This is a genomic window from Prevotella mikamonis (genome assembly GCF_055381405.1).
In genome coordinates, this window is sequence record NZ_AP035785.1 from 508,107 (window position 1) to 521,955 (window position 13,849).

At 43.4% G+C, this 13,849-nt stretch carries 13 protein-coding genes; 1 reads left to right on the top strand and 12 read right to left on the bottom strand.

Annotated features, from left to right (window positions below):
- Nucleotides 1-16 precede the first annotated feature (16 nt).
- Genes ACZ42L_RS02190 through ACZ42L_RS02235 form a run of 10 tightly spaced genes read right to left on the bottom strand, consistent with a single transcriptional unit; the run spans nucleotide 17 to nucleotide 10,407 of the window.
- Nucleotides 17-1,402, bottom strand: a complete 1,386-nt coding sequence (locus tag ACZ42L_RS02190) for a bifunctional UDP-3-O-[3-hydroxymyristoyl] N-acetylglucosamine deacetylase/3-hydroxyacyl-ACP dehydratase (protein ID WP_464700362.1) — start codon at nucleotides 1,400-1,402, stop codon at nucleotides 17-19.
- 15 nt (nucleotides 1,403-1,417) lie between these two features.
- The gene (lpxD, locus tag ACZ42L_RS02195; RefSeq protein WP_464703921.1) at nucleotides 1,418-2,452 is read right to left on the bottom strand and encodes a UDP-3-O-(3-hydroxymyristoyl)glucosamine N-acyltransferase; all 1,035 of its coding nucleotides are present in this window, start codon (nucleotides 2,450-2,452) and stop codon (nucleotides 1,418-1,420) included.
- A 47-nt stretch (nucleotides 2,453-2,499) separates the two neighbouring features.
- Nucleotides 2,500-3,720 carry an HD domain-containing protein gene (locus tag ACZ42L_RS02200; protein ID WP_464716488.1) on the bottom strand — a complete coding sequence of 407 codons (1,221 nt, stop codon included), beginning with the start codon at nucleotides 3,718-3,720 and terminating at the stop codon, nucleotides 2,500-2,502.
- Between the two features lie 8 nt (nucleotides 3,721-3,728).
- Nucleotides 3,729-4,550, bottom strand: a complete 822-nt coding sequence (gene pyrF, locus ACZ42L_RS02205) for an orotidine-5'-phosphate decarboxylase (RefSeq protein WP_464716489.1) — start codon at nucleotides 4,548-4,550, stop codon at nucleotides 3,729-3,731.
- Nucleotides 4,551-4,554: 4 nt separating this feature from the next.
- Nucleotides 4,555-5,667 carry a peptide chain release factor 1 gene (gene prfA, locus ACZ42L_RS02210; RefSeq protein ID WP_464706534.1) on the bottom strand — a complete coding sequence of 371 codons (1,113 nt, stop codon included), beginning with the start codon at nucleotides 5,665-5,667 and terminating at the stop codon, nucleotides 4,555-4,557.
- A 52-nt stretch (nucleotides 5,668-5,719) separates the two neighbouring features.
- Nucleotides 5,720-6,883 (bottom strand): AIR synthase-related protein, encoded by a 1,164-nt coding sequence (locus ACZ42L_RS02215; RefSeq protein ID WP_464700368.1) that lies wholly within the window; start codon nucleotides 6,881-6,883, stop codon nucleotides 5,720-5,722.
- Between the two features lie 4 nt (nucleotides 6,884-6,887).
- Nucleotides 6,888-7,634 (bottom strand): shikimate dehydrogenase family protein, encoded by a 747-nt coding sequence (locus tag ACZ42L_RS02220; protein ID WP_464716490.1) that lies wholly within the window; start codon nucleotides 7,632-7,634, stop codon nucleotides 6,888-6,890.
- A gap of 25 nt (nucleotides 7,635-7,659) precedes the next feature.
- Nucleotides 7,660-8,394, bottom strand: a complete 735-nt coding sequence (gene ubiE, locus ACZ42L_RS02225) for a bifunctional demethylmenaquinone methyltransferase/2-methoxy-6-polyprenyl-1,4-benzoquinol methylase UbiE (RefSeq protein WP_464716491.1) — start codon at nucleotides 8,392-8,394, stop codon at nucleotides 7,660-7,662.
- A 28-nt stretch (nucleotides 8,395-8,422) separates the two neighbouring features.
- A complete protein-coding gene (locus ACZ42L_RS02230) occupies nucleotides 8,423-9,373 on the bottom strand; it encodes a phosphoribosylaminoimidazolesuccinocarboxamide synthase (RefSeq protein WP_464716492.1) in 951 nt (316 codons plus the stop codon).
- A complete protein-coding gene (locus ACZ42L_RS02235) occupies nucleotides 9,370-10,407 on the bottom strand; it encodes a PhoH family protein (RefSeq protein ID WP_464716493.1) in 1,038 nt (345 codons plus the stop codon). Before ACZ42L_RS02235 ends, ACZ42L_RS02230 begins: the two co-directional genes overlap by 4 nt.
- A 229-nt stretch (nucleotides 10,408-10,636) precedes the next feature.
- On the opposite strand from ACZ42L_RS02235, the gene ACZ42L_RS02240 reads away from it, so the two are divergent.
- Nucleotides 10,637-11,431, top strand: a complete 795-nt coding sequence (locus ACZ42L_RS02240) for a DUF5715 family protein (RefSeq protein WP_464706539.1) — start codon at nucleotides 10,637-10,639, stop codon at nucleotides 11,429-11,431.
- A 148-nt stretch (nucleotides 11,432-11,579) separates the two neighbouring features.
- Here the strand turns inward: ACZ42L_RS02240 and ACZ42L_RS02245 are convergent, their stop codons facing one another.
- Together ACZ42L_RS02245 and ACZ42L_RS02250 are read right to left on the bottom strand one after the other, a co-directional pair.
- Nucleotides 11,580-12,863 (bottom strand): M64 family metallopeptidase, encoded by a 1,284-nt coding sequence (locus ACZ42L_RS02245; protein WP_464716494.1) that lies wholly within the window; start codon nucleotides 12,861-12,863, stop codon nucleotides 11,580-11,582.
- An 11-nt stretch (nucleotides 12,864-12,874) separates the two neighbouring features.
- Entirely contained in the window at nucleotides 12,875-13,795 is a 921-nt protein-coding gene (locus tag ACZ42L_RS02250; protein WP_464700380.1) for a glucosaminidase domain-containing protein, read from the bottom strand.
- Nucleotides 13,796-13,849 lie beyond the last annotated feature (54 nt).

Genomic DNA, 13,849 nt, shown 5'->3' on the forward strand with positions numbered 1-13,849 from the left:
ATCTCGTGGAGCTAGTTTATTTATTCTTAACAATCTGGGCAGTGAAGGTTGCTTCTGATACAACCTTGTCGCCTACAAACATATATCCTTTCATGGAACTGATGCCATGACGTAGAGGATGTAGTAATTCTACTTTGAAGAGCAGGGTGTCTCCAGGTACTACTTTCTGTCTGAATTTGACATTGTCTATCTTCATGAAGTAGGTAGACCATCTCTCCGGCTCTTCCAACTGGCTCAAGACGAGTATTCCTCCACATTGTGCCATACCTTCAATTTGTAAAACTCCTGGCATGACAGGTTCTTGTGGAAAGTGTCCTACGAAGAAAGGTTCGTTGGCTGTGACGTTCTTGACGCCGACAATACTGGTAGAACCCATGGATATAATCTTGTCGACCAACTGCATGGGATAACGGTGGGGTAGCAATTCCCTTATGCGTATATTATCCATGAGAGGTTCTTCATTGGGATCGTATATCGGTGCTTGAATCTCGTGCTTACGAATCTCTTTGCGCATGAGACGGGCAAACTTATTATTGATGGTATGTCCTGGACGTGTTGCGACGATTCTACCTTTGATAGGTTTGCCTATTAAGGCCATGTCACCGATAATATCGAGCAATTTATGCCGGGTACATTCGTTTTCCCACATCAATGGTTTGTGCTGGATATAGCCGATTTTAGTAGCATCCATGTGAGGTACATTCAATACGTCGGCAAGTTGGTCGAGCTTTTCTTGTGATACTTCTTTCTCGTAGATGACAATAGCATTGTCCAAGTCGCCACCTTTAATCAAGTTGGCTTCCAATAGTGGAACTATGTCACGGACAAAAACGAATGTTCTGGCAGGAGCTATTTCTGTAGCAAATTTATCAATATTATCAAGTGTTGCAAACTGGCTATTGATAAATTTGGAATTGAAAGAACACATGGCTGTGATGCTAAACTGGTCGTCTGGAAGTATAGTGATGGTCGAACCGGTTTTCTCATCTTTTACTTCTATCTTGTGACGAATGATATAGTAGTCTTTTTCAGCATTCTGTTCTTCGATTCCAACTTCTAGAATCTTTTGTACATACATGGCACCTGAGCCGTCAAGAATGGGAAATTCCGGGCCGTTCACTTGGATGAGACAGTTGTCTATACCCATAGCATACAAGGCCGACATTCCATGCTCGACGGTTGAGACTCTGATATCGCCTTTAGCTAATACCGTTCCTCGCTGTGTATCTATGACATTCTCTGCAATAGCATCTATAACGGGCTGACCGTCTAGGTCAATTCTTTGAATTCTATAGCCAGTGTTTTCTGCTGCCGGTGTAAATGTGACAGTTAAGCTTAAGCCGGTATGCAGTCCTTTACCATAAAGTGAGAAGCTTCCTTTGAGTGTCCTTTGTTTTGACATATAGTATCTTAATCTTTATAGTTTTCCTTTTAGTTCTTCTATTTCCTTTTGTAATGTACTCAGTTGCTTGTACATTTCCGGGAGTTTACGGAAGATAGCTTGGGATTTGAAATATGCTTTTGGCTCCATAGGGGGAGTCCCGATGAGTGTACAATCATCCTTGATATTGCCAGGAACACCACTCTGAGCACCAAGGAAAACCTTGTTGCCAATCTTAGCATGGCCGGCAATACCTACCTGTCCTCCAAACATGCACCAGTCTCCAATTTTTGTAGAACCGGCAACACCTACCTGGGCAGACATGACAGTGTTTTCTCCAATCTCAGTGTTATGGGCTATTTGTACAAGATTGTCTAATTTGACTCCTTTCTTGATTCTGGTAGCTCCCATTGTCGATCTGTCGACACAAGTATTTGCTCCAATCTCAACATCATCGTCTATGATGACGATACCGATTTGAGGAATCTTGTCGTATCCGTCGGCATTGGGTGCGAAGCCGAAGCCGTCTGAACCAATGACAGCACCGGCATGTAGGGTAACACGATTACCAACCTTGCATCCTTGATAGATAGTGACATGTGGGTATAGGAGACATTTATTGCCTACGGTAACGTTATCTCCAACTACCGTATTCGGATAAATCTGGCATCCATCACCGATACAAGTATTCTCTCCAATATAGCTAAATGCACCGATGTATACGTCTTTACCAATTTTGGCTGTCGGTGAAATAAAAGAAAGACTGTCAATACCGGTCTTTTGGGGCTTTGAAGCTTCGTATACTTGCAGGAGTTTTGCTACAGATTCGTAAGCACTTTTGACACGAATCAGTGTCGCCTTTACTGGTTTTTCTAGTACGACGGATTCGTCTACTAATACAACACTTGATTCGGTGCTATATATATAATGGGTATATTTCGGATTTGACAGAAAGGAAATTGCGCCAGGAGTACCTTCTTCTATTTTGGCAAAAGAGTTAACAGTCGCGTTTTTGTCACCTTCTACACGCCCCTGTACTACTTGGGCAATTTGTTGTGCGGTAAATTCCATCTTCATCAATCAGGTTGTATTAATAGTGCAAATATAGCAATTATTATTTATATTCTCTGATAACAAATATAATATTTGCGATTTTTTTGGGAAAGTAGTGAAACTTTTAATATGTCAGAGGCCTCACTGATATCCTTGATAGAATTATCTTTGTATAGTATCGAAATATGGTCTTCATCAAGTTCGTACATGTCTTTTTGTATCTCCACTTCACTAAAAAGATAGTGTGCGTCCTCCTTGTCTATATTAAGTTTTTGTGCCAATTCATGTAAGAAATTGTCTTTTTCCTTCTGGGATAATGGTTCATCGTGTATTTCTACCTTAAAGATATTCCTTTTAATCAGATTATTAGCAAGGGTAGACAGGATAATGTCAGAGTGTTGAGTCCATACTTTGATGCTGCTCCAAATATCATTATCGTCCAGCATTTCATAAAAGCGAAGTGCTTTCTCGTCTTTTTTGAATGAAGAGGCGTCTATATCATTATATAGGAAGTAGCGTAATTGAGGAGATGCAAAAATATCTTCCCCATGAGAAGCCAGATGCTTGACCCGAAGTAAGAGATTGACTAAAACTCTTTCGTATGCAACGGCAGTCTTGTGAAGATACACTTGCCAGTACATCAGTCGTCTTGATGTAAGATAGTTTTCTATGGAGTAAATTCCCTTTTGTTCTATGACCAGCTCATCATTAACCATGTTGAGCATCTTAATGATTCTGGCACTGCCAATATTTCCTTCTGTTACGCCTGTGAAGAAGCTGTCTCGCCTAAGGTAGTCAAGTCTATCCATATCGAGTTGACTGCTTATCAGTTGATGCAGAAAGTGTTTGGGATATTCATCTTTAAAGATTTGGAGAGCGAGATTTAGTTCGCCATTCATTTCTTTATTGATTTGTTCCATCATCATCAATGATATTTCTTCATGCGAAATACCATGAATCAGGGTGTTTTCCAGCACATGAGAGAAAGGACCATGACCAATATCGTGCATGAGAATGGCAGCCTGTACGGCTTCAGCCTCACTGTCAAAGATGAATACTCCCTTCTGTTGCAATGAAGAGATGGCTTCACTCATGAGATGAAAAGCACCCAGTGAATGCTGGAATCTAGTATGTTGAGCCCCTGGGTATACCACCGAAGCCAAGCCTAATTGCTTGATACGAGTCAACCTCTGCATAAGAGGATGGTTCACAATATCAAGCAGTGGGCCCGTTGGTATCTTGATAAACCCAAAGACTGGATCGTTGATAATTTTACTATCGTTCATCCAGCACTTTAGAGCTTGTCTAATTCAGTTTTCATTTGTTCTTGTAATTCTTTGGCTTTCTCACCGGCAACAACGGCGAAATCATCTTCAGAACTAGCATAGATAATGCCTCTGGAAGAGTTGACGAGCAGTCCACAGTCCTTATTGATGCCATATTTGCATACTTCTTGTAGGCTTCCACCTTGTGCTCCAACCCCTGGAACTAATAGGAAATGGTCTGGTACAATCTTTCGAATATCTGCAAACAAACTGCCTTGGGTTGCTCCGACGACATACATCATGTTGTCTATATTACCCCATTCCTGCGTTTTCTTCAGTACTTGTTCGAACAATCGCTGTCCGTTCGAGTCTTGCATCAATTGGAAATCATATGAGCCTTTGTTGCTTGTAAGTGCCAGAACAACGACCCATTTATTCTTGTATGCTAAGAATGGAGTAATACTATCTTCCCCCATGTAAGGCGCAACTGTTAGTGCGTCAACATCATATTCTTCAAAGAATGTACGGGCATACATAGTACTGGTATTCCCAATATCGCCTCTTTTGGCATCGGCTATGATGAGCTGCTCTGGATAATTCCTTTTTAGATAATTTATTGTCTTTTCAAAAGCAATCATTCCCTTGATGCCCAGACTCTCATAGAAGGCCAAATTAGGCTTATAGGCAACACAGTAAGGCGCTGTATGATCGATAATAGCTTTATTGAATTCAAAGATAGGGTCTTCCATGCCTAGAAGGCAAGTAGGAATTTTCTTGATGTCTGTGTCAAGACCTACACATAGAAACGAACCCTTGGTAATAATTTGTTCTATCAGTTGCTTGCGTTCCATATTCTTACAATTCGTTTTCTTTCATCTTTTCGGTATTCTCTGCTACGGTCAGAGCATCAATCATAGCTTGTATATCTCCACCTAGGAATCCTTGTAGATCATGTGTGGTATATCCGATTCTATGGTCTGTGACGCGACCTTGTGGAAAGTTGTATGTGCGAATTTTAGCCGAACGGTCTCCAGTAGATACCAGACTTTTTCTACGACTGGCAATATCATCTACATATTTCTGATGTTCTCTGTCGTAAATAAAAGTACGTAATCTGGAGAGTGCGCGTTCTTTATTCTTAGGCTGGTCTCGTGTTTCAGTACACTCGATGAGTATTTCTTCGGTTTCTCCCGTATTCGGATTCTTCCAAGGATACCTCAGACGCACGCCCGATTCAACCTTATTTACATTCTGACCACCTGCACCGGAACTTCTGAAGGTGTCCCATTTGATGTCACCTTCATTGATGTTTACTTCGAATTTGTCGGCTTCAGGCAATACGGCAACCGTTGCTGCACTTGTGTGCATACGTCCTTGGGTCTCTGTTGCAGGAACACGCTGTACACGGTGTACACCGCTTTCGTATTTCAAGATACCATATACCCCGTCGCCACTGACAGCAAAATCTATTTCCTTAAAGCCACCTACAGCTCCTTCTGAAACAGCCGTTATTGATAAGTTCCATCCCTTTGAATCGCAATACTTCTTGTACATGTTGAACAAGTCTCCGGCAAATAGCGAAGCTTCATCACCTCCTGCACCGGCTCTTATTTCCATTTGTACATTCTTGGTATCTTCCGGATCTTTAGGCACTAAGGCTATCTTGATTTCTTCTTCCAGCTTCGGTTGGAGCGTCTCGTTTGCATTCAGTTCCTCTCTGGCCATTTCCTTCATGTCGGGATCGCTCTCGTTGGCCATGATGTCTTTGGCCTCTTTGATGGCATTCAGGCAATTGATGTATCTCTTCCGAGCATCCATGATATCGCCCAAGTCCTTATATTCTTTTGTCAGTTTTACATATCTGGATTGGTCAGAAATGACATTTGGGTCGGTAATGAGTGTTGAGACCTCTTCATATCTGCTTTCAAGCCCATCTAGTTTGTCTAGCAAGCTGCTGTATTCTGGCATATAGTATTTGCTTAAATGTTATTATAATTGTTGTATTAATATAATTGTTGTATTAATAGTTGAAGATGCCGTATTCAGAATGGATGGTCAGCGATTTTTCGCCTTCTTCTATACGTCCGATAACCTGTGCATCAATATTAAACGATTTACTTATTTCGATAATCTTTTCCGCAACGTCAGGAGCTACATAGATTTCCATGCGATGTCCCATATTAAATACCTGGTACATCTCTCTCCAATCCGTGCCGCTACATTCCTTGATGGCTTTGAACAATGGGGGAATTGGGAACATGTTGTCTTTGATAACCTTGCAATTATCATTGATAAAATGGAGTACCTTTGTCTGTGCTCCGCCTGTGCAATGTACCATTCCATGTATTTCCGCACGTAGCTGGTCCAGGATTTTCTTGATTACTGGGGCGTAAGTACGGGTGGGAGAGAGCACTAGCTTGCCTGCGTTCAGCGGACTTCCCTCTACGTCATCCGTAAGTTTATATTTACCGCTATATACTAATTCTTCCGGAACTGCGGCGTCATAGCTTTCAGGATAGTTCTGGGCCAGATACTTTGAAAATACATCATGGCGTGCACTCGTCAGGCCATTGCTTCCCATACCGCCATTATATGTCTTCTCGTATGTTGCCTGTCCTGTGGAGCTGAGTCCTACAATGACATCTCCCGGCCGGATATTGGCATTGTCGATGACATCACTTCTTTTCATACGGCAGGTAACGGTAGAGTCTACGATGATAGTTCTGACGAGGTCGCCTACATCGGCAGTCTCACCTCCGGTCGGCCAGATTCCAATTCCCATCTCCCGCATTTCGGCCAGTAGTTCGTCTGTGCCATTGATAATGGCCGATATGACCTCTCCGGGAATGAGCATCTTGTTTCGTCCGATGGTGCTGGAAACCAGTATGTTGTCTACTGCACCTGCGCAGAGCAAGTCGTCGGTATTCATGACGATAGCGTCTTGGGCAATACCTTTCCAGACATCGATATCGCCGGTTTCTTTCCAATACATATAGGCGAGTGCGGACTTTGTGCCTGCTCCATCCGCGTGCATGATATTACAATACTCTGCATCTCCACCGAGAATATCAGGGATAATCTTGCAAAAAGCTTGGGGATAAATACCCTTGTCTATATTTTTGATGGCGTTATGCACATCTTCTTTGGCGGCACTCACACCGCGCATCATGTATCTATTGTCCATAATATTATTCGTTTTCATTCCAGAAATCCCAACTTGCGAATGCCTGCAATAGCAACATCTCTAGGCCGTTTTTTACAGTAGCTCCATATTCAAGACCTCTTTTCATAAAGAGTGTTTCGTCCGGATTGTATATCAAATCGTATAAAAGGGTTTTCGTATTCATAGCTTCGTAGGGTAGGTCAGGGCATTCGTCTGCTTTGGGATACATCCCGCATGGGGTGCAATTGACAACCACGTTGTATTCATGGATGACGTCCGGTGTAATATCCTCATATTGTATGGCATCCGGTCTCTTCGTCCTACTGACAAGTAGGGTTTCTATATTGAGCGACCTCAGGCCATATTCTATGGCTTTGGAAGCTCCGCCTGTACCGAGAATCAGTGCTTTCTTATGAAAAGATTCCAATAGAGGCTCTATACTCTTGGTAAAGCCGATTACGTCGCTGTTGTATCCTTTTAAGATAGTATTCTTGCCTTTGTGTTCGACCCTTATGACATTGACAGCCCCGATTTCCCTGGCTTCCGGACTCATATGGTCAAGATAGCGCATAACCTTTTGTTTATAAGGTATAGTAACGTTGAGTCCTTTCAGTTCAGGATTGGAGGTTATAATCTCCGGCAGGTTCTCGATGTCAGGAATCTCAAAGTTGATGTACTCAGCATTGATGTTTTCATTTTCAAATTTCTCGTTGAAGAAACCTATAGAAAAAGAATGTCCAAGCGGGTATCCTATTAGTCCGTACTTATCCATAGATACAGTGTTTAGCTCCAGTTGTTTATTTTTCTGCGGTATATAGTGTGCAGATACCGAATGTCAGTCTCTTGAAACTCGTCTTGGAAAATCCGGCTTGTTTCAATATATTCATCATCGTCTCTCCCTGTGGAAATGCTTCTATCGTTGCAGACAAGTATTTATATGCACTATCATCTTTGGAGATGATTTTCCCGTAGAGGGGAAGTATGGTGTGTGAATATATTCTGAAAAGGTTTCTCATAGGAAAGGAGACGGGTTCTGTCAGTTCAATGATACACAGATGCCCACCGGTTTTCAGGACTCTGTACATTTCCTTGAGTCCCTGATCCAGATTTTCGAAGTTACGAATGCCAAAGGCTGCTGTCACGGCATCAAAAGTATCGTTGGGGAAACTGAGGTTCATGCAGTCTTCTTTTTGAAACGTAATGATGTTCCCCAATTCTGCTTTTTCTACTTTTTGACGGCCTATTTCCATCATTCCCTCAGAGATGTCTGCTCCTATCAATGAAACCGGTTTCAACATCTGGGCCGATAGAATGGCAAAATCTCCCGTTCCGGTGGCAATATCGAGTATCGTTTGGGGGTGGTAAGCTGCCAAATGGCTGATGGCTTTCCGTCTCCATCCTTTATCAATATCCCATGAGAGCCGGTGATTCAGCGTGTCATACGTAGGAGCAATGTTGTCAAACATCTGTTCTACATGCTCGCCTTTACGCCCGTTTCCGTTGTATGGAATAATTTTTTCTTGTTTATACACTCTGTGGAATGATTTAAATGGTGCTTACTTATTGGCGTGAAGCCAAATACTCCTTCACGTTCTTTTCTATGCGTGAAGCTATATCGTCGCTTACGGCTGCTTTGTTGAAAGTCTCGCCTGTAATGTGTTCGTATAGCTCGATGTAGCGCTCGCTGACGCTGTCTGCATATTCATCGGTAATCTCCGGCATGGTCTGGCCAGGCTCATTCATGAAATCATGCTCTATCAGCCATTGGCGAACGAACTCCTTGCTGAGCTGCTTCTGTGGTTCTCCGTTGGCAAACTTCTCCTCGTATCCGTCTGCATAGAAGTATCTGCTGGAGTCGGGTGTGTGGATTTCGTCAATCAAATAGATTTTGCCACCACGCTTTCCGAATTCATATTTTGTATCGACGAGTATCAGTCCTTGCTTGGCTGCAATTTCTTGTCCGCGTGCAAAGAGTTTCTTCGTATAGTCTTCTATCACGGCATAGTCTTCTGCACTGACGATTCCTTGCGCAATAATCTCTTCTTTAGAGATATTCATGTCGTGTCCTTCGTCGGCCTTTGTGGTCGGAGTGACAATCGGCTCCGGGAACTTCTGGTTTTCTTTCATACCCTCCGGGAGCTTTACGCCACACAGTTCCCTGCATCCTTCTTTGTAGGCTCTCCATGCACTACCCGTAAGAATGGAGCGGATAATCATCTCTACTCTGAATCCTTCGCATTTCAGACCTACAGTAACCATGGGGTCGGGAGTTGCCAGTTTCCAGTTGGGGCAGATGTCCTGCGTAGAATCGAGGAACTTTGCTGCAATCTGATTTAACACTTGGCCCTTGAATGGAATACCTTTTGGCAAAACGACATCAAAAGCAGAGATTCTGTCGGTAGCAACCATTACTATCACGTCGTCGTTGATGTCATATACATCGCGGACTTTACCATGGTAAACACTCTTCTGTCCATCGAAATGGAACTCGGTCTTTGTTAATGCTTTCATTTTATTTTGTAATTAATAGGATTTCCGTTGTCTGTATCCGTAGAAATGTTGTTTCGCTCCTTGTCCGAATGCTTCATCCGCTTGTCGGACATGCTGTTGCTCTTGTCATAGGCGTCAAACGCTGCAACAATTCTTGTCACGAGCTTGTGTCTGACGATGTCTTTCCCATCCATCTTGATAACCGATATCCCCTCGGTGTTGGAAAGGATGGACAGTGCTTCCCTCAATCCGCTTTTTTGTTCCCTAGGTAAGTCTACCTGAGTCATGTCTCCGGTAATAATCATCTTGGTATTCCATCCCATGCGGGTGAGGAACATCCGAATTTGTTGGGGTGTGGTATTCTGTGCTTCATCGAGGATGACGACGGCATCGCTCAGTGTTCTTCCTCTCATGAAGGCCAAAGGTGCAATCTGTATGATGTGTTTCTCCAGCATGTCTTGCAGCTTGATAGGAGGTATCATGTCTTCCAGTGCATCGTATAGCGGTTGCAGATAAGGGTCTATCTTATCTTTCATGTCTCCGGGAAGAAATCCTAGTTTCTCGCCGGCCTCTACTGCCGGCCGACTCAGGATGATTCTTTTTGCCGATTTTTCTTTCAGGGCTTTGACGGCCAATGCGATACTCAGGTAGGTCTTACCTGTTCCTGCCGGACCGACGGCGAAAATCATATCATCTTTCTCGAAAGCATCAATCAGTTTTTGTTGGTTCTCTGAACGGCTTTTCACAGGGCGTCCGGAGATGCTGTATACGATGACTCCTTTTACAGCTTCTTCCTTGGTTTGTTTCCCTTTGATTATATCGAGGATGTCTTCGTCGTTGATGGCGTTGAAGCGTAGTACGTGTTTACGCATGCGCTCAATGTCTTCTTCAAAGGCGGCCATTTCTTCCTCATCGCCCAAAACTTTAATCACGTTGTCTCTGGCGACAATTCTTAACTTGGGAAATAGCGATTTTATGACCTGAAGATGACTATTATTTACCCCATATAATACTACAGGGTCAATATCTTCTAAAACAATATGCTTCTCTATCAACGTTATTGATACTTTGTTTGGATGCAAAAATACGAAATTCCAATGAATGTGACAAGAAAATATATTTTGAAATGATAAATAATGAAAAATTACTTTTGGCCTCTCTTTGCTCTCTTTTCTTTTTATTAACTTTGCATCAATACGTTCTGAAGAGTTTCAAATCATTTGTGTGGTCTGTGTACTGCTTTGAGATGAGATTGGCTCTTCATGACAACATACTTTCCGATATATGAAAATCAGTAAAAACAGATATTTACAGGGATTTGGAATCGTCGTCGTCGTGTTGGGGGCTATTCGCTGCATTTTCCCAAGCGTAGCTGCCGATACCGTACAGGCCGATGTGGATATGGCACAGGCAGTTGCCGATAGTATCGGGGTAGATACCCTCGGTGCGGGGCGTTTGGCTTTGGCAGAGAATGTTTCTAAAGGCGGAGTCTATTTGAGGGACGGTGAAAAACCGCATCGTATTTATAGTGTCCCACACTTTGGCAAGGCATTCCCCGATATGAACGACGTGCAGTTGAAGGCTGCAACGAAATGGGGTGTTCAGCCAGTTCGCAACCGTGATGAGGCTGAGCATAGAAAGGCCGAATTGGTATATGTTGGGAGCAATCCCTATTTCTATGTCGACCGTCTCCGCAGCAGTATTCCTTATTTAGTACCCAAGGCTGCTGTGCTCTTGCAGGATATCGGGCGTACGTATTTTGACAGTCTCCAGGTGAAAGGTATTCCTTTGCACAAGATTATCGTTACGAGTGTGATGCGCAGCAAAGACGATGTGTCTCGCTTGCGTAGCCATAATGGAAATGCCACTCAGAACAGTTGTCATTTGTATGGTACGACATTTGATATATGCTATAATAGGTACAAGACGGTAGAGCGTCCGGGTGAAGCGAGGCGTAAAGTGCAGAATGACACGCTGAAATGGATTTTGAGTGAAGTCTTGGATGATATTCGGAAGGCGAATAAATGCTATATTAAATATGAAGTTCATCAGGGTTGTTTCCATATTACAGTCAACTGATAAACCCACATTTTTGACAGTGATTTAGTGCAGGGCCTCGGCAGTTTTCCTGTTGGGATGAGGCAGCAAAATTGCAAAGGCTTTGCAGCATTGCTGCAAAGCCTTTGCAATTTCCTCAGTTACGAATCGTAGTGGGAAAATAGTCTCACTACTCGGTATAGAACTGGATGAGTCTGCGCAATGCCCTCTCGCATACAGGGCAGAAGTATGGATATTCGTTGGTTCTCATACGGCAGTCCATCATCGGCCTGTATACACCTTTGAGCGCATATCCTGCTCCTTCGTAGACACCCACCTTGTCCTTGTTCTTTTCTGTTGCAGGGGTAGGAATGGAGGTGTTTTTTCCCAGCATGTCTTTCCACTTGTGCTGGAAGTCGACCAGTGTGGTCAGGTTAGGCTCCCAAGGTTCAACATCGTGCGGATACATTGGTATTTGCTCAAATTCGTACCCATATTCATCGCCAAGTCCGGCAAAGCTATGTCCGAATTCGTGGACGACGACTTGGGGAGTCAGCCGATGGTGGGCGGCTGTCAAGTTGTATGAATTGAGAATGCCACCACCGCCATATTTGTCTGTATTCACCAACACAATGATATGTTCGTAGGGCAGACCGGCTAACCAATCATGTAATTCTTTCAGGTGCAGTGTCGTGAGATAGCGGTCGCTGTAGAACGTGTCGAAGTGCGAGTGGAGGGCTGTGTTTTTCCAAATTCCTTTTCCAGGTTCGCTCGTTCCGCTTTCCCGTGAAGGAGCTTTTACTGCAATGACATGGAAGCGGTCTTTGTACGATTTGAATGGTTCGTAGGTGAACAGTATGTCCATAGCCTTTTTTGCATCCTCAATAAATGCAGGCATCTCGCTTTCCTGATACCCTTCGGCAATATAAGCTATACGAATACAACAGTTTGTATCTTTAGGTGCAGACAGCGTTTCGTATGGTGTCTTGTCTCTGAATCCGATATGCTTGATGAGAATGTCGGACGGAACAATCCGGTGGGTCAGTGTTGCTACGATTTGTCGCCTGTTATTCCGTAAATCAATGGTAACGTCAACGGTGTCCTTCGGCATCGGAATCAGTAGTACGTTTTCAAAAGATTTGCTGACGGTCTTGGCCTCGTCATAGCTTAACCACTCCTGAAACAGGGAGGAAAAAGAGTTTTTATAGATGATTTTCCCTGTACGATGAACTTTGACGGTAATCTGCCCGTTGCCTTCTACAGGAAGTTCTGCTAGTCTTTTTCTCTTGCCGTACCAGCGGGGAGACATGTTGAGCTGGTCGATGGAAATACTTTGGGTACTCTCATTACCGGCAAAAGCGTAGTCGATTCGCAAGGTGCTGTCTCGGAAACAGTCTCGGAATTCTTGTGCATGTACTTTGGAGAAAATACATGCAAAGAGCAGTAATAGATGGATAAGGCCGAATTTCTTCATGATAATCGTATTTAATATACTTTCAGGCTGTCACCTACTCTGGGTGAGTAGTCGGGAGAGAGACGATTCTTTTTGTACAGACTCTTCAGTCTGATACCATAGAATTGGGCGATACTATACATGCTCTCACCGTTCTTGATGATATGTGGTCTCTTCTTATATTGCTTGTCGGCCTTTGTTTTTTTCTTTTTGAGATAGATGGTTTCGCCGGCTACGAGCGCGTCTTTCTTGTCTCTTTCGTTATATTTGGCTATTTTGCGGTATGAGATGCCGACCTCTTCTCCAATGGTCTTGAAGGTGTCTCCTGGACGGGCTTTGAGGTAGTAGTTGTCGTTGTAGCGATAGATAGGATGCAGTTTTCCGCCTGGACTCACAGGTTTGTCGACTGCATTATGGCGTGCCATGAACTTGTCAAAGCTCTGTGCATTGTCGTAAACGTAGAGCTTATACAATTGGATAATCTCTATCAGTTTGGTGGCATATCTTGGATTTGTAGCATATCCACATGCTTTCAGCCCGTGTGCCCATCCCCTATAGTCGGTTCTGTCCAGGGTAAAAAGTCTGCTGTATCTGGAGTGTCTGGTCAGAAACTTGCTGTGGTCTTCGTAGCTTTGCAGGGCATTGTCATAAGAGCGGAAGCATTCGTTCTCTGCATCATCGTTGTGATAGATGGTCCTGCCTTGCCAATTATGGCATTTGATACCGAAATGGTTGTTGCCTTTTAAGGTTAGTTCGCTCGTTCCGGCACCGCTCTCCAAGAGTCCCTGTGCAAGCGTTATGCTGGCCGGAATGTTATATTTGAGCATCTGCTCTATGGCAAGGTCCTTGTACTGGTTGATGTATGTCTGATACGTAGAATTCCATCTCATCTGGGCAAATGACTGCAATGAAATGAGACAGAATATATATATAAGAGTATTCCTTAAACGCATTATGTTTCTTGCTTGTCCGACTTATATTGACATAAGTCTTGTAGTTATATAGAA

Excerpts from the sequence above, each read along its gene's own strand:
- ACZ42L_RS02190 (WP_464700362.1), bottom strand. The coding sequence starts at position 1,402 with ATGTCAAAACAAAGGACACTCAAAGGAAGCTTCTCACTTTATGGTAAA.
- lpxD (WP_464703921.1), bottom strand. The coding sequence starts at position 2,452 with ATGGAATTTACCGCACAACAAATTGCCCAAGTAGTACAGGGGCGTGTA.
- ACZ42L_RS02200 (WP_464716488.1), bottom strand. The coding sequence starts at position 3,720 with ATGAACGATAGTAAAATTATCAACGATCCAGTCTTTGGGTTTATCAAG.
- pyrF (WP_464716489.1), bottom strand. The coding sequence starts at position 4,550 with ATGGAACGCAAGCAACTGATAGAACAAATTATTACCAAGGGTTCGTTT.
- prfA (WP_464706534.1), bottom strand. The coding sequence starts at position 5,667 with ATGCCAGAATACAGCAGCTTGCTAGACAAACTAGATGGGCTTGAAAGC.
- ACZ42L_RS02215 (WP_464700368.1), bottom strand. The coding sequence starts at position 6,883 with ATGGACAATAGATACATGATGCGCGGTGTGAGTGCCGCCAAAGAAGAT.
- ACZ42L_RS02220 (WP_464716490.1), bottom strand. The coding sequence starts at position 7,634 with ATGGATAAGTACGGACTAATAGGATACCCGCTTGGACATTCTTTTTCT.
- ACZ42L_RS02230 (WP_464716492.1), bottom strand. The coding sequence starts at position 9,373 with ATGAAAGCATTAACAAAGACCGAGTTCCATTTCGATGGACAGAAGAGT.
- ACZ42L_RS02240 (WP_464706539.1), top strand. The coding sequence starts at position 10,637 with ATGAAAATCAGTAAAAACAGATATTTACAGGGATTTGGAATCGTCGTC.
- ACZ42L_RS02245 (WP_464716494.1), bottom strand. The coding sequence starts at position 12,863 with ATGAAGAAATTCGGCCTTATCCATCTATTACTGCTCTTTGCATGTATT.
- ACZ42L_RS02250 (WP_464700380.1), bottom strand. The coding sequence starts at position 13,795 with ATGCGTTTAAGGAATACTCTTATATATATATTCTGTCTCATTTCATTG.